General features: G+C 62.3%; 19 protein-coding genes. 9 read left to right on the top strand and 10 right to left on the bottom strand.

Annotation, left to right across the window (positions count from 1 at the left end):
- Positions 1 to 7: 7 nt before the first annotated feature.
- Together SJI03_RS00420 and SJI03_RS00415 are read right to left on the bottom strand one after the other, a co-directional pair.
- The gene (locus SJI03_RS00420) at positions 8 to 322 is read right to left on the bottom strand and encodes an NAD(P) transhydrogenase subunit alpha (protein WP_034778841.1); all 315 of its coding nucleotides are present in this window, start codon (positions 320 to 322) and stop codon (positions 8 to 10) included.
- Between the two features lie 25 nt (positions 323 to 347).
- Positions 348 to 1460: a Re/Si-specific NAD(P)(+) transhydrogenase subunit alpha gene (locus SJI03_RS00415; RefSeq protein ID WP_099376259.1), complete on the bottom strand. Its 1113-nt coding sequence runs from the start codon at positions 1458 to 1460 to the stop codon at positions 348 to 350.
- 412 nt (positions 1461 to 1872) lie between these two features.
- Between SJI03_RS00415 and SJI03_RS00410 the strand changes: the two genes are divergently transcribed.
- Together SJI03_RS00410 and mnmA are read left to right on the top strand one after the other, a co-directional pair.
- Positions 1873 to 2352 carry an NUDIX hydrolase gene (locus SJI03_RS00410; protein WP_034745637.1) on the top strand — a complete coding sequence of 160 codons (480 nt, stop codon included), beginning with the start codon at positions 1873 to 1875 and terminating at the stop codon, positions 2350 to 2352.
- A gap of 41 nt (positions 2353 to 2393) precedes the next feature.
- A complete protein-coding gene (gene mnmA / locus SJI03_RS00405; RefSeq protein WP_322425887.1) occupies positions 2394 to 3509 on the top strand; it encodes a tRNA 2-thiouridine(34) synthase MnmA in 1116 nt (371 codons plus the stop codon).
- A 150-nt stretch (positions 3510 to 3659) separates the two neighbouring features.
- Here mnmA and SJI03_RS00400 read toward each other — a convergent pair whose 3' ends face one another.
- The 3 genes from SJI03_RS00400 to SJI03_RS00390 form a co-directional block, all read right to left on the bottom strand.
- Positions 3660 to 4067 (bottom strand): response regulator, encoded by a 408-nt coding sequence (locus tag SJI03_RS00400; protein ID WP_152250886.1) that lies wholly within the window; start codon positions 4065 to 4067, stop codon positions 3660 to 3662.
- Positions 4068 to 4108: 41 nt separating this feature from the next.
- The gene (locus tag SJI03_RS00395; RefSeq protein ID WP_322425886.1) at positions 4109 to 4882 is read right to left on the bottom strand and encodes a 5'-3' exonuclease; all 774 of its coding nucleotides are present in this window, start codon (positions 4880 to 4882) and stop codon (positions 4109 to 4111) included.
- Positions 4883 to 5098: 216 nt separating this feature from the next.
- On the bottom strand, positions 5099 to 5770 hold the full coding sequence (locus tag SJI03_RS00390) for a glutathione S-transferase (RefSeq protein ID WP_322425885.1): 672 nt from the start codon (positions 5768 to 5770) through the stop codon (positions 5099 to 5101).
- 163 nt (positions 5771 to 5933) lie between these two features.
- Here SJI03_RS00390 and SJI03_RS00385 point away from each other — a divergent pair, with 163 nt between their 5' ends.
- The 4 genes from SJI03_RS00385 to nagZ all read left to right on the top strand — a co-directional run bounded on the left by SJI03_RS00385 (position 5934) and on the right by nagZ (position 11425).
- Complete coding sequence (locus SJI03_RS00385) at positions 5934 to 6986, top strand: YjgN family protein (RefSeq protein WP_322425884.1); 1053 nt, start codon at positions 5934 to 5936, stop codon at positions 6984 to 6986.
- 1 nt (position 6987) lies between these two features.
- Entirely contained in the window at positions 6988 to 8001 is a 1014-nt protein-coding gene (locus SJI03_RS00380) for a M48 family metallopeptidase (RefSeq protein ID WP_099376254.1), read from the top strand.
- Positions 8002 to 8102: 101 nt separating this feature from the next.
- Positions 8103 to 9713 carry an FMN-binding glutamate synthase family protein gene (locus SJI03_RS00375; protein WP_322425883.1) on the top strand — a complete coding sequence of 537 codons (1611 nt, stop codon included), beginning with the start codon at positions 8103 to 8105 and terminating at the stop codon, positions 9711 to 9713.
- A gap of 170 nt (positions 9714 to 9883) precedes the next feature.
- Positions 9884 to 11425, top strand: a complete 1542-nt coding sequence (gene nagZ / locus SJI03_RS00370; RefSeq protein ID WP_322425882.1) for a beta-N-acetylhexosaminidase — start codon at positions 9884 to 9886, stop codon at positions 11423 to 11425.
- 49 nt (positions 11426 to 11474) lie between these two features.
- Here nagZ and SJI03_RS00365 read toward each other — a convergent pair whose 3' ends face one another.
- From SJI03_RS00365 to SJI03_RS00350, 4 genes are all read right to left on the bottom strand, one after another.
- Positions 11475 to 11636 carry a hypothetical protein gene (locus SJI03_RS00365; RefSeq protein WP_322425881.1) on the bottom strand — a complete coding sequence of 54 codons (162 nt, stop codon included), beginning with the start codon at positions 11634 to 11636 and terminating at the stop codon, positions 11475 to 11477.
- Positions 11637 to 11707: 71 nt separating this feature from the next.
- A complete protein-coding gene (locus SJI03_RS00360; protein ID WP_322425880.1) occupies positions 11708 to 11986 on the bottom strand; it encodes a hypothetical protein in 279 nt (92 codons plus the stop codon).
- A gap of 9 nt (positions 11987 to 11995) precedes the next feature.
- Entirely contained in the window at positions 11996 to 13897 is a 1902-nt protein-coding gene (feoB, locus tag SJI03_RS00355; RefSeq protein WP_322425879.1) for a ferrous iron transporter B, read from the bottom strand.
- A 2-nt stretch (positions 13898 to 13899) separates the two neighbouring features.
- A complete protein-coding gene (locus tag SJI03_RS00350) occupies positions 13900 to 14184 on the bottom strand; it encodes a FeoA family protein (RefSeq protein ID WP_077408814.1) in 285 nt (94 codons plus the stop codon).
- Positions 14185 to 14596: 412 nt separating this feature from the next.
- On the opposite strand from SJI03_RS00350, the gene SJI03_RS00345 reads away from it, so the two are divergent.
- On the top strand, positions 14597 to 14812 hold the full coding sequence (locus SJI03_RS00345; RefSeq protein ID WP_034745611.1) for a (2Fe-2S)-binding protein: 216 nt from the start codon (positions 14597 to 14599) through the stop codon (positions 14810 to 14812).
- A gap of 17 nt (positions 14813 to 14829) precedes the next feature.
- Complete coding sequence (locus SJI03_RS00340; protein WP_077409313.1) at positions 14830 to 15531, top strand: energy transducer TonB; 702 nt, start codon at positions 14830 to 14832, stop codon at positions 15529 to 15531.
- A 219-nt stretch (positions 15532 to 15750) separates the two neighbouring features.
- Here SJI03_RS00340 and SJI03_RS00335 read toward each other — a convergent pair whose 3' ends face one another.
- Complete coding sequence (locus tag SJI03_RS00335; RefSeq protein ID WP_101483046.1) at positions 15751 to 16431, bottom strand: Fe2+-dependent dioxygenase; 681 nt, start codon at positions 16429 to 16431, stop codon at positions 15751 to 15753.
- A 421-nt stretch (positions 16432 to 16852) separates the two neighbouring features.
- On the opposite strand from SJI03_RS00335, the gene bfr reads away from it, so the two are divergent.
- Positions 16853 to 17329, top strand: a complete 477-nt coding sequence (gene bfr / locus SJI03_RS00330) for a bacterioferritin (protein WP_034745609.1) — start codon at positions 16853 to 16855, stop codon at positions 17327 to 17329.
- Positions 17330 to 17373: the final 44 nt, after the last annotated feature.

Genomic DNA, 17373 nt, shown 5'->3' with positions numbered 1-17373 from the left:
GCGTGACTCATTCTTTTGCTCCTTGCTTGGCTTTCGGTTCTTTTTTACGGAACATCTCGAGCATGCGCTGCGTGACGAGGAAGCCGCCAAACACGTTGACGGCGGCCAGCGCCACGGCCAGGGTGCCGGCCGCCTGCGCCAGCGGGCCTTGCGTCAGGCCGGCCGCCAGCATGGCGCCAACGATGATGATGGCGGAAATGGCATTGGTGACGGCCATCAGCGGCGTATGCAGCGCCGGTGTGACGGTCCAGACGACGTGGTAGCCGACATAAATGGCCAGCACGAAGATGATCAGGTTAATGATGGTGTGACTGATTTCCATGATGTTGTTCTCTCCGGGCGCCGCGTTATTTTCTGAGGATGTCATTGCCCGCGCAAACCAGGCTGGCCTTGATGATTTCATCCTCGCGGTCGATCAGCAATTGGTCGTCCTTGTCGATGATGAGCTTTAAAAAGTCCAGCACGTTGCGCGCATACAGGGCCGACGCATCGGCCGCCACCAGGGTCGCCAGATTCGGTTCGCCCACGATGTAGACGCCGTGCTTCAGCACCGTCTTGCCCAGTTCCGAGAGCGGGCAGTTGCCGCCCTGCTCCACGGCCAGATCGACGATGACGGAGCCGGGTTTCATGGCTTTCACCGTTTCTTCGGAAATGAGCACGGGCGCGGCGCGGCCGGGGATCAGCGCGGTGGTGATGATGATGTCGGCCAGTTTCGCCCGTTCATGCACCAGTTCGGCCTGGCGGCGCATCCAGTCGGCCGGCATGGCGCGCGCATAGCCGCCCGCACCCTTGGCAATCTCTTTTTCTTCATCCGTGAGGAAAGGCACGTCGAGGAACTTGGCGCCCAGCGACTCCACTTGTTCCTTGACGGGCGGACGCACGTCGGACGCCTCGATGACGGCGCCCAGCCGCTTGGCCGTGGCGATCGCCTGCAAACCTGCCACGCCCACGCCCATGATCAGCACGCGGGCCGCCTTGACGGTGCCGGCCGCCGTCATCAGCATCGGCATGAAGCGTTGATAGGTATTCGCCGCCACCAGCACGGCCTTGTAGCCGGCGATGTTCGCCTGCGACGACAGCACGTCCATCGACTGCGCGCGCGTGATGCGCGGCACGGCTTCCAGCGCGAAGGCGGACAGGCCGGCCGTGGCCATGGCGGCGATATTGTCCGCATCAAACGGGTTGAGCATGCCGATCAGCACCGTGCCGCTGGCCATCAGGGCCCGTTCACCGGCATCGGGCGCACGCACCTTGAGCACGATGGCGCAGCCATAGGCTTCCTGGGCGGTGCCGATCTGCGCGCCGGCGGCGGCATACGCGTCGTCAGGAATCGAGGCTTGCAGGCCCGCTCCCGACTGCACGACGATCTGATGCTTGGCTGCCAGCTTCTTGACTGTCTCGGGCGTGGCTGCCACCCGCGTTTCACCAGGCCGTGTTTCGGCCGGTATGCCTATCCTCATGATGCCTCCGCTAATTGATAAACTGACTAGAATCTAACACGGAAAGCAGCGCGTTAAACGTTTGTGAACCAGCAACTTTTAGTTGTACGACACTAATTTACCCCTAATACCAATCCTCGTTCCGCCATGCGGTATGGCGCCCGTATTGTGGGAAAGGTGTGTCAATCTCACCACAGTCGAGCACGTGTGCGCGCTTGTTTTGACCACCGGTAAAGCCTATATTAGCGGGCGTTTCCTGCCATCTTGCCGCCTAAGCCCCCATGCTAGTGCGCTCCCCGGGAGAGACGTAAGTACCTCCCACCGCTATTTGCTAAAACGTTGTCATTTATCAATATGTCCGCGCAACAGAAGGCCGGGTTCAAACCGCGCGCGCAGAACAAGATAAAATGTCGGCTCTTTCAAGGATGGAATCATGCCGAGAATCTGGAAACCCTCTGTCACCGTTGCCGCCATCGTCGAGCGCGACGGCCTGTTTTTACTGATTGAAGAAGAGACCAGCGAAGGCATCAAGATCAATCAACCGGCCGGTCACCTCGACCCGTTCGAGTCGCTGGAACAGGCGGTGATCCGCGAAACGCTGGAAGAAGCGGCCTACGATTTCATCCCCACGGCACTGGTCGGCATGTACATGTCGCGCTATCAGTCACTGCGCACGGGCGAGGACGTGACCTATTTGCGCTTCACCTTTTGCGGCACGGCCGGCGCCGAGCATGACCGTCCGCTGGACGAAGGCATCATCCGCACCCTGTGGATGACGCGCGACGAGCTGGCGGCGTGCCAGGAACGCCACCGCAGCCCGCTGGTGCTGCAGTGTGTGGACGAATACCTGGCCGGCCGGCGCGCGCCGCTGGCCCTGCTGCACACGCATGCGTCCGTTTTCAATAGCGCATAGCAATACGCATTGCCATATTATTAAAGTAACTGGAAAGCAAGATGAGCAAGAAGAAAGTCGTTATCGGCATGTCGGGCGGGGTCGATTCCTCGGTCGCGGCATGGATGCTGAAGGAACAAGGCTATGAAGTCATCGGCCTGTTCATGAAAAACTGGGAAGATGACGACGATTCGGAATACTGCTCCACGCGCCAGGACTGGATCGACGCGGCCAGCGTGGCCGACGTCATCGGCGTCGATATCGAAGCCGTCAATTTCGCCTCCGAATACAAGGACCGCGTGTTCGCCGATTTCTTGCGCGAATACCAGGCTGGCCGCACGCCGAACCCGGACGTGCTGTGCAACGCCGAAATCAAGTTCAAGGCCTTCCTCGACCACGCCATGACGCTGGGCGCCGACCTGATCGCCACCGGCCACTATGCGCGTGTGCGCCAGGCGCCCACCGATGCGGGCCGTTATGAGCTGCTGAAAGCCGTCGACGCCAGCAAGGATCAAAGCTACTTCCTGCACCGTTTGAACCAGGCGCAGTTGTCCAAGACCTTGTTCCCGCTCGGTGAAATCCCGAAGACGCAAGTGCGCCAGATCGCCGAGAAACTGGCCCTGCCGAACGCGCAAAAGAAGGATTCGACGGGCATCTGCTTTATCGGCGAACGTCCGTTCCGCGAATTTTTGAACCGCTACCTGTCCTACAAGCCAGGCCCGATGAAAACGGCCGACGGCAAGACCGTGGGCGAACACGTGGGACTGAGTTTTTATACCCTGGGCCAGCGCAAGGGCATCGGCATCGGCGGCGTGAAGTCGTACCAGAACGCCGACGGCAGCAGCGACGCCTGGTATGTGGCGCGCAAGGATATCGCCAACAATACCTTGTGGGTGGTGCAGGGTCATGACCACCCGTGGCTGCTGTCACCGGCCTTGACGGCCGACCAGGCCAGCTGGGTGGCGGGTGTGGCGCCGCAGGCGGGCGCCTTGAGCGCCAAGACGCGCTACCGCCAGGCCGACGTGGCTTGCCACTTGCTGCCGGAGGGGAATGAACACTTCAGCCTGGCCTTCGACCAGGCGCAATGGGCCGTCACGCCGGGCCAGTCGGCCGTGCTGTACGACGGCGACGTGTGCCTGGGCGGCGGCATTATCGCCAGTTCAACCGGGGTGCTGTAATAATTGTATGCGTAAAGTTCAGTATCAACGCCTGAGAAAATCGTAGCGAGCGGCAGTGAGGCTCGGCGCCCCCGTTGGCCCGAGAAGCGCAGCTGTACTTTAGTACAGTGAGCATCGCCGGCCGCAAATCGCGACGCGCAGTAGATTTAATCAGGCGTCCTTCTGAGCAGCGGCCAGCGCCTGCTGCTGCTTGCGCACCATGGCAATGACCGTGTTGCGCACGGTTTTCAGGACCGTGTCGGCCATGAACGGTTTCACGATGAAGCCCGACACGCCCATGGCGTGGGCCGCCTGCAGCGAGGCGGCATCGATGCCGCCCGAGACCATGAAAATGAGCGTCTTCGGATACTGGGCGCGGATGGTCTGCACCACATTGCTGCCATCTTCCACCTGCTCACGCGCGATGCAGACGAAATGCGGATGGTGCTTGACCAGCAGCGCCAGCCCCAGCGCGCTCGTATGCGTCTGCCCGCAGACATCGTAGCCGCCATCGGTCAGGACCGTATTCAGCAGGCCGCGCGCCACGGCGCTGCTATCGATCAGGACTGTCTTTAACATCATGATTTACTTCCCTTGCTTGATTGTTCTTGCCTGGCGCTCTACTTTTCCCACGCCAGCTTGTTCCAGGTCACGCCCAAGGTCACATCCGTTTTGAGCGCAACTAACTTTCTTGAAAGATACAGTATTTCCCGCTCTTTTCGCAGGCTTTCACCGAGCGCACCGGGCAAAATGCCCGCGCCGGCCATCACGGCGTCGATATTGCCGTAGGCACGCAACAGTTTCGCGCCCGTTTTCAAGCCGATCTTCGACACGCCGGGAATGCTGTCGGTGACGTCGCCCATCAGCGCCAGCAGGTCGGGCAGCAGTTCCGGCGGCACGCCGAACTTTTTCTCGACCCAGGCGTGGTCGTGCCAGATGCCCTTGAAGTGATCCCAGACGAGCGCGCCGTGGGCGATCAGGCCATGCAAGTCCTTGTCGGTGGTGGCGATGACGGCCGCGCCGCGCCCCTCGTGCAGCCAGCGCATGACGGCCGTGCCGATCACGTCGTCGGCCTCGACCTCGGGAATGCTGACCACATGCATGCCGAAGCTGGCCAGGGTGTCATAAAAGCCGGGCAAGGCGTCGCGCAGCACCTGCGGCATGGGCTGGCGCCCCTCGCGGTAACCGGCATACAGGGCGTGGCGCCAAGTCGGGCCACCAAAGTCGAAGGCCGGCAGGATGTGCGTCGGCTCATGGTCGTTGATGAGGGTGCGGAATGACGACAGCGCATGGCGCAGCGCGATCTCCGCCTTCAGGTCGGAATCGGGTTCAGGACTGGCTTCGTAGACGCGGCGTACGATATTCAAGCCGTCGATAGCGAGGAGTCGGGCCATGCGGTAAGTGGATACTGATTGAATTGATCATTTTACCGTATGGAGCAAGCACTATTCCCCGCGAATTCCGCTTGGCAGGTTTTACGCGGCGTAACAACGCCTAACAAAACCGTAGCGAGCGGAAGTGAATTGTGGCTAAGAAGCGCAACCGTACTCAAGTACGGTGAGCATCGCAGGCCGCAAGTCGCGACGCGCAGTAGGTTTGGTTCGGCGTTCTCATTTGGCGAAATCGTAGAGCCCGCCTTTTTCCAGGGCGCGCTGGTAGGCCGGGCGCGCGTGGATGCGCTGCAGGAACGCCGTCAGCTTCGGCAAGCGCTCGTCGAGTCCGCCGCGCATGGCGGCCGCTTCCAGCGGAAAACTCATCTGGATGTCGGCCGCCGTGAATTCATTGCCGGCAAACCATTTGGTTTTCTCCAGCTCCGCTTCCATGTAGGCCAGCTGGCTATTAATATTGGGCAGGACGAAGCTGCTCTTGACCTTGCTGGCGATGCCGCGCGCGATCGGCTTGACGAAAAACGGCATCGGCGACGATTCGACCTTGTCGAACACCAGCTTCATCAGCAGCGGCGGCATGGCCGAGCCTTCCGCGAAATGCAGCCAGTAAGTCCAGCGCAGCTTGTCCGGCGTGCCCGCCGCCGGTATCAAGCGGCCATTGCCGTAGCGCTCGACCAGGTAGTCGATGATGGCGCCCGATTCGGCGATGGTGTTGGCGCCATCCGTGATCACGGGCGACTTGCCCAGCGGATGCACGGCTTTCAAGGAAGCGGGCGCCAGCATGGTTTTCGGGTCGCGCTGGTAGCGCTTGACCTCGTAGTCGAGGCCCAGTTCCTCGAGCAGCCAGAGCACGCGCTGCGAGCGCGAGTTGTTCAGATGGTGGACGACGATCATGGTTTTCCCGGTAACGATGGTTGAGTTCCAGTATAGCCGGGGACGGCCGGATCGGGTCGGCGCAAGCGAATCGACGAAAAAATTGCGAAAAACAGTATTTTCAATTGATAACTTTTCAATAATCCCTTATCTTGTTTTGTTTCCAATCAGTAAGGAAACCCCTGTGGATTTCGACGCAAACAACACTACTCCCCGGCAAGAAGCCATCACCTTCAGCGCCACCGGCAGCGAATACTTCCGTATCTGGATCGTCAACCTGCTGCTGAGCATCGTCACCCTGGGCATTTATTCCGCCTGGGCCAAGGTGCGCCGCAACCGCTACTTCTATTCGAGCACCCACCTGGCGGGCGGCAGCTTCGAATACCATGGCAACGCCGTGGCCATCCTGAAAGGCCGCATCGCGGCCGTGGTGCTGATCGCCGGCTACAACATCGCCTTCCAGGTCTCGCCCGTCGTCGGCTTGCTGATGTTCGTGCTGCTGGCCGCCATCCTGCCCTGGCTGGTCTGGAAAAGCCTGCAATTCAAGCTGTACAACACCAGCTATCGCGGCATCCGCTTCGGCTTTGGCGGCAGCGCCAAGGAAGCCTACAAATATTTCCTGTGGCTGCCCATCCTGAATACCTTCACGGGCGGCCTGATGACGCCTTTCCTGCACCAGCGCCTGAAGCGCTTCCAGCACACGCAAAGCCGTTTCGGCGCCACCCATTTCAGCTTTGACGCCACGGTCGGCAGCTTCTACAAGACCTACCTGCTGTTCTTCGCGCTGCTGCTGGGCGGCTTGCTGGTCCTGATTTTCGTCGTCTTCGGCAGCGTGTTCGCCTCGTTTGCGGCCAATGCGAATGACAAGACCAAGGTGGGCAGCCTGCTGTTTGCCATCGGCGCCTTGTACCTGTGGGCGTTCACCGTGCTGCCGCTGTTCCTGACCATGATCCAGAACCTGATCTGGAACCATACGCGCCTGCAGCAACACCAGTTCCAGTCGCAGCTGACCTGGGGCCGCACCACCTTCGTCATGCTGAGCAACCTGCTGGGCATCGTCGTCACCCTGGGCCTGTTTACGCCATTCGCCCATGTGCGCTGGCTGAAGTACCGCCTGGAAGCGACTTCCATGCTGGTGCACGGCAGCCTGGACGAATTTGTCGCCGCCACGGGCCAGCAAGTGTCGGCCACGGGCGAAGGCATGGTCGACCTGCTGGACTTCGACCTGTCGCTGTAGCATGACGCCCGATCACGACGCGCCGGGCGCGGCCCCCGTGCCAGCGCGCTATTTCGACGGCCAGACCTCACGCCTGTACCACGTCACGCTCAGCGTGCGCGATGGTCAGGCCGTGCTGGCCGGCGACATTGAGCGCAGCTGCCCCTTGGGCGAGCTGCACGTGTCCGAACGCAGCAGCCACGCCGTGCGCAAGGTCAGTTTTGCCGATGGCGCCTACCTGGAAATCGCCGACCAGCTTGCCTTCAACAGCCTGCTGCACGACACGGGCCACCGCGACGGCTGGGTGGTGCGGCTGCAGCAAAGCTGGCGCGGCGCCCTGCTGGCCACGGTCGCCACCGTGCTGGCCCTGTGGCTCAGCTACCAGTACCTGCTGCCGCTGGCGGCCAAGGGCATCGCGTACACCCTGCCGCAGTCTGTCGAACGGCAGCTGGGCCAGGGCGTGCTCGACATGCTGGACCGCCATGTGTTCGCGCCCAGCCAGCTCGATGGCGCGCGCCAGCAAGCCTTGCGCGCCCAGTTCGCGCGCCTGGCCACGCCAGGCGACAGCACGCCCGTGCACCGCATCGTTTTCCGCAAGAGCAAGATCGGCCCGAACGCGTTTGCCCTGCCATCCGGCGACATCGTGCTGACGGACGAAATGATCGAACTGCTGCCGGACGACCTGGCCATCATGGGCGTGCTGGCGCATGAGCTGGGGCATTTGCAGCAGCGCCACCTGACGCGGCGCATCATCCAGACTTCGGCCGTCGGCGCCGGCGCTGCGCTGCTGTTCGGCGACGTGTCGACGGTGGTGGCGACCCTGCCGCCGCTGCTGCTGGACTTGAAGTATTCGCGCGATGTGGAACGCGACGCAGACGACTACGCCATCGCCATGCTGCGCCAGAACGGCATCCCGCTGGAACACCTGGCGCAAGTGTTTGTCGCCCTGGGCAAGCTGGACGAGGGCACGCCCTACCTGTCGAGCCATCCGGCCAGTACTGAACGCATCGAACGCATCCGCGCCGCACAACGCTGATCCTGCGCGGCATCCACGGGGCGCCGCGTTCTTTCCCACCAGCACGTTCCGCGAATCGAAGGTAGACTCGGCAATATCAGTCTGACTTCACCGGAGTGCCCATGCACCTAGTACCATTTCGCTACCTGACCTTCATTGCGACGGCAGCCATCTTTGTCCTGTCCCTGTTTTACTACGATCATTACTGGCTGCCCGTGCTGGCCGGCGCGCTGACCCTGGTCGGCATCAGCGATCTGCTGCAAACGAAGCGCGCCCTGCGCCGCAACTACCCCATCCTCGCGCATTTCCGTTTCTTCTTCGAGAGCATCCGCCCCGAAATCCGCCAGTATTTCCTGGAAAGCGACAGCGAAGCGACGCCGTTCTCGCGCAGCCAGCGCAGCATCGTCTACCAGCGCGCCAAGGAGCAGACGGACAAGCGTCCGTTCGGCACCCAGCTCGACGTGTATGAAGCGGGCTACGAATGGATCAACCATTCCATCGCTCCCGCCAAGGTGACGGGCCACGATTTCCGCATCGAGATCGGCAACCATCCGGACTGCCCGCGTGAAAAGCCGTATTCGGCCAGCGTCTTCAATATCTCGGCAATGAGCTTTGGCGCCCTGTCGGCCAATGCCATCCTGGCCCTGAACGGCGGCGCGCGCAGCGGCGGCTTCATGCACGATACGGGCGAAGGCAGCATCAGTCCTTATCACCGCGAAAACGGCGGCGACCTGGTATGGGAAATCGGCTCCGGCTATTTCGGCTGCCGCAACCAGGACGGCACGTTTTCGGAAGAGCGCTTCCTCGCCAACGCCAGCTCCGAGCAGGTCAAAATGATCGAGCTGAAAATGTCGCAGGGCGCCAAGCCGGGCCACGGCGGCGTGCTGCCCGGCCCGAAAGTGACGATCGAGATCGCCACCACGCGCGGCGTGATGGTGGGCGAGGATTGCGTCTCGCCGGCCGCGCACAGCGCCTTTTCCACGCCGCTGGAAATGCTGCACTTTATCGACCGCCTGCGCACGCTCTCCGGCGGCAAGCCGACGGGCTTCAAACTGGCCATCGGCCACCCGTGGGAGTTTTTCGCCATCGTCAAAGCCATGCTGGAAACGGGCATCACGCCCGACTTCATCGTTGTCGACGGCAGCGAAGGCGGCACGGGCGCCGCGCCCCTGGAATTCACGGACCATGTCGGTACGCCGCTGCAGGAAGCGCTGGTGCTCGTGCATAACACCCTGGTGGGCGCCAATCTGCGCGAACGCATCAAGATCGGCTGCTCGGGCAAGATCATCACGGCCTTCGACATCGCCCGCCTGCTGGCGCTGGGCGCCGACTGGTGCAATTCGGCGCGCGGCTTCATGTTCGCGCTGGGCTGCATCCAGTCGCAAAGCTGCCACACGGACCGCTGCCCGACCGGCGTGGCCACGCAAGACCCGCAGCGCCAGCGCGCGCTGGTGGTATCCGACAAAATCGCCCGCGTGGCGCACTTCCATCAGAACACCATGAAGGCGCTGGCCGAACTGATCGCCGCCGCCGGCCTGGCGCACCCGCAGGAACTGCGTCCGCACCACCTGGTGCGCCGCATCTCGCCGAACCAGGTGAAACTGGCCTCGGCCCTGCTGCCCTTCCTGGAAGCGGGCCAGCTGCTCGACCCGAGCCAGCTGCCGCAACTGCCGCCCGTGTTCGGCCTGTACTGGCCCAAGGCGCAATCGGCATCGTTCCAGCGCCTCGATTGATACGGCCTTTGCGCAAGTGGAGCAATACCACTTAATAACCACTTGCGCAATTATCTGAATCCAATACAATACCAAAAAAAGGCAGCTTTTCCGGTGATTGTCCAGATGCGTCACCAGGGGCCAGAATACGGACTTGTCGTCATCAGAATGAATACCGGAGGAGTTGCAGCATGGAGCAGGGTTTGCGCGAGAAAGTAGGACAGCTATTCATGGTGGGCTTCGACGCCCTGCAGGCGGACGAGCATATCAAGACCTTGATACGCGAAAAGAAGGTGGGCGGCGTGATCCTGTTCCGCCGCAACGTGCACACGCCCGCGCAAGTGTCGGCCCTGTGCCGCGAGCTGCAGGAGATCAACGCGGAAGTGTCCGACACGCCGCTCTTGATTTCCATCGACCAGGAAGGCGGCATGGTCATGCGCATCGAGCAGGGCGTGACGCCAATTCCCGCCGCGATGGCTTTCCAGGCGGCCGGCTCCATCGAGGACTGCGAACGCATGAACCAGATCTGCGGCGATGAAATGCGCCAGGTGGGCATCAACCTGCTGCTCGCGCCCGTGCTGGACGTGAACAACAACCGCAACAATCCCGTCATCGGCGTGCGCGCGTATGGCGAGGATGCCGCCACCGTCATTGACTACGGCATGGCGGCCATGCGCGGCCAGCGCGCCAGCGGCGTGGCCGTGACAGCCAAGCATTTCCCCGGCCACGGCGACACGGCCATCGATACGCATTACGCCATGGCGCTGGTCCCGCACGACAAGGAACGCCTGCGCGCCGTGGAACTGGCACCCTTCCGCGCAGCCATTGCCGGCGGCGTGGACGCCATCATGACGGCGCACGTGGTCTTCCCCGCCTTCGAGGCCGACACCAGCGTGCCGGCCACCCTGTCGAAAGGCGTGCTGACGGACCTGCTGCGCGGTGAAATGGGCTACAAGGGCGTCGTCATCACCGACTGCCTGGAAATGGCGGCCATTGCCGACGGCATCGGCATCGCCCAGGGCGCCATCGCCACCCTGCAGGCAGGCGCCGACATCGTCCTCATCTCGCACCGCGAAGCGCAGCAGACGGCCGCTATCGATGCCGTCATCGCCGCCGTGGAGCGCGGTGACATTGCGATCTCCCGCATCGACGCGGCTTGTGCGCGCGTGGCTGAACTCAAGCGCAAACGCGCCGTGCGCGACTGGCGTGCGCGCCCCGTCACGCCACCGGCGCTGATGCAACCGGCCGCCATGGCCCTGTCGCAGCTGCTGCAAAAAGCCGCCTTGCGCGTGCAGGGAGACTACCGCCCGCTCGACGCCAGCCTGCCCGTGATCCTGCTGACGGTGGAAGTGCGTTCGCGCAGCGAAATCGACGAAGTGGCGCTGGGCCGCAACAAGGAAGCGCGCAGCTCGATGCTGCCGGCGCTGCTCGAAACGGGCCTGGACGTGCGCGAGTATGCCTTGTCGGCCGAAGCGCTGGACGACGAGGTCAACGAGGCCATCGCCTTTGCGCAAGGCGCGCAGCAGATCGTGCTGCAAACGTATAACGCCATGTTCGTCGACGGCCAGCGCCGCCTCGTCGAAGCCCTGCCGCACGATAAACTGTGGCTGGTGGCGGGCCGTTTACCGTATGACCTGGACCTGGCGCCCAACGCGCAAGGCCGCCTGGCCGCCTTCGGCTGCCGCCCGGCCGCGCTGGTGCCGGTCGTCGACAAGCTGGCTGGCAAAGCGTAAGCGCCGTACTGCAGACGTAAAAAAACCCGCATGCGCGGGTTTTTTTCATTCAGGTTGCTGCGACGGGCGGCAGAGCCGCCACCGCCAGCAAGGCAAACGGCCCGAGGAACAGGCCGATGCCGAACCAGAGTCCCCCGTGGCGGCCGCGCCGGCTGGCCAGCAGCCAGGTGGCGATCGCAAACAGAAACATGAAGATCAACAGTATCGCCATTGCCACTCCTTGCCATGCGGAAATCCCAGTGTAGCCCACTGGCGCACCCGTGACCAGACCTACATCAAGCCCTAACGCTGTACCTGCATCAGGATCACGCGCTTGCTGCTGCCGTCGGCCGGCGGCGTGGCGGACGGCGGCGGCGGCGGACTATCGCAGGAGCCGCAGGAACCGCAACCGCTGCCGCAGCCCGGCGCCACCTTGAAGAAGGTCGACAGCTTCGCCTCATCGAGGCCGCAGCGCACGAGGCCACGTACGATGGCGCGGCGCACGCCCGCCGGCAGGTACTTGGTCGAAAAATGCAGCAGCGCGGCTGCGACGATCAGGGCGACGATCAGGGTTTGCCACATGGTTTTCTCCTAAGCGCCCAGCATCAGGGCGACGCGGTACGTGATGAACGAGGCGGCGTAGGCCAGGGCGAACATGTAGCCGGCCATCAGCAGCGGATAGCGCCAGCCGCCCGTCTCGCGCTTCACCACGGAAAGGGTCGACAGGCACTGCGGCGCAAACACATACCAGGCCAGCAGGGACAGCGCGGTGGCCATCGACCACGAATGGGCGATCAGAGGTTCCAGCGTGGTGGCCAGCGCGTCGCCCGTTTGCGACAGCGCGTACACGGTGCCCAGGGCGCCGACGGCCACTTCGCGCGCCGCCATGCCCGGCACCAGCGCGATGCAGATCTGCCAGTTGAAGCCGATCGGCGCGAAGATCACTTCCAGGCCGCGGCCCAGGATGCCGGCCAGGCTGTAGTAGATCGGCGGATGGATCGCATTGTCCGGCGGGCCGGGGAAGGTGCTGAGGAACCACAGGATGATCATCAGGCTCAGGATGATGGTACCGACGCGCGTGAGGAATATCTTCGCGCGCTCCCACAGGCTGACGGCCAGGTTGCGCAGATGCGGCCAGTGATACGCCGGCAGTTCCAGCATCAGCGGCTGGTTGCCGCGCACGCCCATGCCGCGCTTCATGACCCAGGCCACGGCCATGGCCGAGATGATGCCGGCGAAGTACAGCACGAACAGCACCAGGCCTTGCAGGCTCAGATAGCCCCATACCTGGCGCTCGGGGATGAAGGCGGCGATGATCAGCGCATACACGGGCAAACGCGCCGAACACGTCATCAGCGGCGCGATCATGATGGTGACCAGGCGGTCGCGCGGGTTCTGGATGGTGCGCGCCGCCATCACGCCGGGAATGGCGCAGGCAAAGCTCGACAGCAACGGGATGAAGGCGCGGCCGGACAGGCCCACGCCGCCCATCAGGCGGTCCAGCAAAAATGCCGCGCGCGGCAGGTAGCCGCAGTCTTCCAGGCTCAGGATGAAGAAGAACAAAATCAGGATCTGCGGCAGGAACACCAGCACGCTGCCGACGCCGCCGATGATGCCTTCCACCAGCAAACTTTTCAGGTGACCGTCAGGCATGTTCGCCGTCAGCACGGCGCCCAGGTGGCCCACGCCATCGGTGATCATTTCCATCGGCGTGGCGGCCCAGGCAAACACGGCCTGGAAGATCAGGAACATCAGCACGGCCAGGATGATGGGACCGAATACGGGGTGCAGCACCACGTCGTCGATCTTTTCCGTCAGGTTGCCCTTGTCGCTCGTGTCATTGCTGACGGCGGCCAGGATGCGGCGCACTTCGCGCTGGGTTTCCTCGACGCTGACGGCATCGATGGCCGCCAGCGGTTTCGCTACCACCACCGGCAGCGGCAGCATGGCGTCGATGGCATTCAGCAAGGCTTTTTCGCCGTCGTGCTGCACTGCGACGGTTTCCACCACGGGCATGCCCAGTTCCTGCGACAGCCTGGCCGTGTCGATCAGCATGCCGCGCTTGCGCGCCACGTCCGTCATGTTCAGCGCCAGCAGCATGGGCAAGCCCAGGCGCTTGACTTCCAGCACCAGGCGCAGATTCAGGCGCAAATTGGTGGCGTCGACGACGCAGATGATGGCGTCCGGACGCGGGTCGCCGCGGCGCAGGCCGCCCACCACGTCGCGCGTGATGGCTTCATCGGGCGTGGTGGCCGACAGGCTGTAGGCGCCCGGCAGGTCGAGCAGGCGCACGGGCGTGCCGGCGGGCGAAGTGAAATGGCCTTCCTTGCGCTCGATGGTCACGCCGGCGTAGTTCGCCACTTTCTGGCGCGCGCCCGTCAAACGGTTGAACAGGGCGGTCTTGCCGCAGTTGGGATTGCCCAGCAAGGCAATTTGTGGCTGATGCGGCGGCTTGTGCACGCCCGCATCGACGATAGTTTCGACAGCACCCATGGTCATTCCGGTTGAAGCAGCGGTTGAATCGTAATCAGCGCCGCTTCGAAGCGGCGCAGCGCGAATGTGGCATTGCCGACCTTGATGGCCAGCGGATCGCCACCGGGAATGCCGCGCTTGAGCATGCGGATACGTTCGCCGGGAACGAATCCCAGCTCCATCAAACGGCGGGCCAGGTCGACGCCGTCCTCCGTCTGTCCTGCCGTGTGGGGCGTGATATGCAACACCGTGCCGCTCTGGCCGACTGCCAGCGCATCGAGCGTCATCATGGGTGGAACTAGAGTCATGAGCAAATTCCGTTCAAATTAAGAACACCTGATACCGGCGACGGCGCAAGGCGCCTTGCACCGGTTCGAGGTTTGTGAGGTAAAACGCAACTGTTGCGCATTACCGACAAGCGGCCATTCAATCTGTCCAGACGGCGACCGTCCGAGACAATACCAGCATTATAAACATGAATGCGAATAGTTTTTATTTAGCCCGGAGAGCCGCCCCCATCAAGGGCTGCGTCATACGGGAACATGGCCTGTCAAGCTACGGCGCCAGGCCGCCAACTGCCGCACACTTGATCAAAATCGCTTGCATTGTCCTGCACTTTGCGCGACAATGAAACGTAATGATAATGATTCTCATTAAAACACTAGCAACAATGCTTTCCAGCACTAGTGTCTGTTCATCCTCCAGCCAGAAGGTGTATCAATGATTGTATGTGTCTGCAACAACATATCTGATCGTGAAATCCGTCAAGCCGTCGATCTTGGCCTGTCCAGCATGGCCGAACTGCGCCGCGACCTGGGCGTGGCCACCTGCTGCGGCAAATGCCACACCTGCGCACGGGAAGTGCTGAACGATCACCTGAACGCCACCGTGGCGCTGCAAGAAACCGTATTGATGCGAGCTGTACTGACAAACTAAAGAAAGCGATGAATGCCATGACGATGATGCCCCCGCCCGTAACGGTGCAGGCCGTGCAGCAATTTGCCGACTTCGACAAGAAGCGCAACAAATTCGCGCCGCTGATGGCCATCGTCGTCCTGCATATCGCCGGCTTTTACGCCATCCAGAGCGGCCTGCTGAGCCGCGTGGTCACGGCGGCCATGCCGACCATCACCACCATCAGCATCATTGCCCCGCCAGCGCCGCCCAAGCCGCCGGCACCCTCCGTACCGAAAACCGTGGAATTGAGTGCCCCCGTGCCGCGCGCCGTGATCCCGCCGCTGCCGCTGATTGCCGTGGCGCCAAGCGAACCGACGATCACGCCGCCGCAGCCGACGCGCGCCGAAGCGGCACCGGTTGCCACCGCCGCGCCGACAGCACCATCGACACCGTCGCCGACGCCACCGGCGCCGTCGACACCGCGCACCGTCAGCAGCGTCGAATACATCAAGGCGCCGCAACTGATCTACCCGAACCTGTCGCGCCGCCTGGGCGAAAGCGGCACCGTGGTGTTGCGCATCCTGATCAATGAAAAGGGCTTGCCCGAGCAAATCCTGATCCATAAATCGACCGGCTACGGCAACCTCGATGAAGCGGGCCGCCAGGCCGCCCAGCGCGCGCTGTTCAAGCCGATGATCGAAAACGGCAAGCCCGTCCCCGTGTACGTGCTCGTGCCCCTGACCTTCCAACTGAGCTAGCCTTCCGGCGGCCACGGCGCCGCTGCCAGCCCGCAAGCATCGCACCATGTGCCCTGCTTGCTTTTTTGCGCCCTGTTTTTTTAGTCAAGCGATTTGCTTGTTTCAGTCTGCCAGCCTACATCCCCGGGCCCGGCAGACTTTTTTTTGCCGGTGCTTCACGCAGTATCGTAGGTCGGATTAGCGCGGCCACAGGCCACACGTAATCCGACACCGCCACGATCACATCTCCGCCCACATCCTGAGCAGGTTGTGATAATGCCCCGTCAAGCCCACGGTCGCCGGTGAATCGCCGTGCTCGCCGCGCACGCTCTGGATGTTCTGATCGAGCTCGAACAGCATGCTGCGTTTCCAGTCTTCGCGCACCATGCTTTGCGTCCACAGGAAGGAGCAGATACGCTCGCCGCTGGTGACGGGCAGCACCTGATGCACGCTGCTCGACGGATACACAATCACGTCGCCGGCCGGCAGTTTCACTTCATGCGTGCCGTAAGAATCGACCACCACCAGCTCGCCGCCTTCGTACTCGTCCGGCTCGCTCAGGAAGACGGTCGACGAGACGTCGGCGCGCATCGACTGCATGCCGTTTTTCGGCGTGCGGATGGCGCCGTCGATATGCAGGCCATAGTGCTCGCCGCCCGCATAGCTGTTGAAGAAGGGCGGCAGGATGCGCAGCGGCAGCACGGCCGAGAAGAACAGCGGATTGGCCATCAGCGCGCGGCTGACGATCTCGCCCAGCTCCAGCGCCAGCGGCGAACCCTCGGCCAGCTGGCGATTGCGCTTGACTTGCGCGCCTTGCGCCCCGACGCTGGCGCGCCCGTCGACCCAGTCCGTCTGCGCCAGGCGCTGGCGAAAATGCGTGACCTGTTCCGGCGTCAGCACGCCGGGTATATGCAGCATCATCTTGCTATCCTTTTTCAATAAATATCGCTGCCTGATTATCGCATCGCCGGCAGCGGCCAAGAAGACACAAAAGCAAGAACGGAACAACATTTCCCGCCTTTTCAGCGCGACCATGCAGGCGCGCCAGCGGCGGCCAAATAGCGGCGGGAACGCGAATGAGAATGGCCTTCATTTTCCTTAACAAATAAAAAACGGAAAAATGTGGCAATCCATTTGAGAATGGGTTTTATTCGCACGATATTTACGTTAAAAAGACGGAAAAATGCCGTTTAGCGCCCGAAATCGCCCATATTTTGCGCTATCATGCGGGCATAGCGAAACCGGCAACCTGCGCGCCACCAGGCAGCCAGCGCCACCCGGCAGTGAACGCCAGCAGCCTCCGGTTTCATCATCGAACGCGACACAGAACAAAGGAAATCCCATGAAGGGCGATAAAGAAGTCATCCGCATGCTCAACGCACAGCTCACCAACGAACTGTCGGCCATCAACCAGTACTTCCTGCATGCGCGCATGTACAAGCACTGGGGCCTGGAAAAGCTGGGCAAGAAGGAATACGAAGAATCGATCGGCGAAATGAAACACGCCGACAAGCTGATCGACCGCATCCTGATGCTCGACGGCCTGCCTAACCTGCAAGCGCTGCACAAGCTGCTGATCGGCGAGAACACGCCGGAAATGCTGGAATGCGACTTGAAGCTGGAACGCGCCGCGCACGCCACCGTCAAGGAAGGCATCGCCATCAGCGAAAAAGCGGGCGATTATGTGTCGCGCGACCTGTTCCTGATGATCCTGGAAGACACGGAAGAACATATCGACTGGCTGGAAACGCAGATCGACCTGATCGCCAAAGTCGGCATCCAGAACTACCTGCAAAGCCAGATGGCGATCGAAGAGTAATGAGGACACCTGCCAAAACCTACTGCGCGTCGGCATAGGCGGCC

Source organism: Janthinobacterium sp. GMG1, from assembly GCF_034427795.1.
Taxonomy (GTDB): domain Bacteria; phylum Pseudomonadota; class Gammaproteobacteria; order Burkholderiales; family Burkholderiaceae_D; genus Janthinobacterium.
The sequence above is the reverse complement of the archived record's forward strand: the minus strand, read 5'-3'. Positions and strand labels throughout refer to the sequence as shown.

What these genes read in the sequence shown, in the direction of transcription:
- SJI03_RS00350 (WP_077408814.1), bottom strand. Translation starts at nt 14,184, where the DNA reads ATGACTCTAGTTCCACCCATGATGACGCTCGATGCGCTGGCAGTCGGC.
- SJI03_RS00365 (WP_322425881.1), bottom strand. Translation starts at nt 11,636, where the DNA reads ATGGCGATACTGTTGATCTTCATGTTTCTGTTTGCGATCGCCACCTGG.
- feoB (WP_322425879.1), bottom strand. Translation starts at nt 13,897, where the DNA reads ATGGGTGCTGTCGAAACTATCGTCGATGCGGGCGTGCACAAGCCGCCG.
- SJI03_RS00340 (WP_077409313.1), top strand. Translation starts at nt 14,830, where the DNA reads ATGACGATGATGCCCCCGCCCGTAACGGTGCAGGCCGTGCAGCAATTT.
- mnmA (WP_322425887.1), top strand. Translation starts at nt 2,394, where the DNA reads ATGAGCAAGAAGAAAGTCGTTATCGGCATGTCGGGCGGGGTCGATTCC.
- SJI03_RS00410 (WP_034745637.1), top strand. Translation starts at nt 1,873, where the DNA reads ATGCCGAGAATCTGGAAACCCTCTGTCACCGTTGCCGCCATCGTCGAG.
- SJI03_RS00400 (WP_152250886.1), bottom strand. Translation starts at nt 4,067, where the DNA reads ATGTTAAAGACAGTCCTGATCGATAGCAGCGCCGTGGCGCGCGGCCTG.
- SJI03_RS00360 (WP_322425880.1), bottom strand. Translation starts at nt 11,986, where the DNA reads ATGTGGCAAACCCTGATCGTCGCCCTGATCGTCGCAGCCGCGCTGCTG.
- SJI03_RS00415 (WP_099376259.1), bottom strand. Translation starts at nt 1,460, where the DNA reads ATGAGGATAGGCATACCGGCCGAAACACGGCCTGGTGAAACGCGGGTG.
- SJI03_RS00375 (WP_322425883.1), top strand. Translation starts at nt 8,103, where the DNA reads ATGCACCTAGTACCATTTCGCTACCTGACCTTCATTGCGACGGCAGCC.
- SJI03_RS00420 (WP_034778841.1), bottom strand. Translation starts at nt 322, where the DNA reads ATGGAAATCAGTCACACCATCATTAACCTGATCATCTTCGTGCTGGCC.
- SJI03_RS00345 (WP_034745611.1), top strand. Translation starts at nt 14,597, where the DNA reads ATGATTGTATGTGTCTGCAACAACATATCTGATCGTGAAATCCGTCAA.
- bfr (WP_034745609.1), top strand. Translation starts at nt 16,853, where the DNA reads ATGAAGGGCGATAAAGAAGTCATCCGCATGCTCAACGCACAGCTCACC.
- SJI03_RS00395 (WP_322425886.1), bottom strand. Translation starts at nt 4,882, where the DNA reads ATGGCCCGACTCCTCGCTATCGACGGCTTGAATATCGTACGCCGCGTC.
- SJI03_RS00335 (WP_101483046.1), bottom strand. Translation starts at nt 16,431, where the DNA reads ATGATGCTGCATATACCCGGCGTGCTGACGCCGGAACAGGTCACGCAT.
- SJI03_RS00380 (WP_099376254.1), top strand. Translation starts at nt 6,988, where the DNA reads ATGACGCCCGATCACGACGCGCCGGGCGCGGCCCCCGTGCCAGCGCGC.
- nagZ (WP_322425882.1), top strand. Translation starts at nt 9,884, where the DNA reads ATGGAGCAGGGTTTGCGCGAGAAAGTAGGACAGCTATTCATGGTGGGC.
- SJI03_RS00390 (WP_322425885.1), bottom strand. Translation starts at nt 5,770, where the DNA reads ATGATCGTCGTCCACCATCTGAACAACTCGCGCTCGCAGCGCGTGCTC.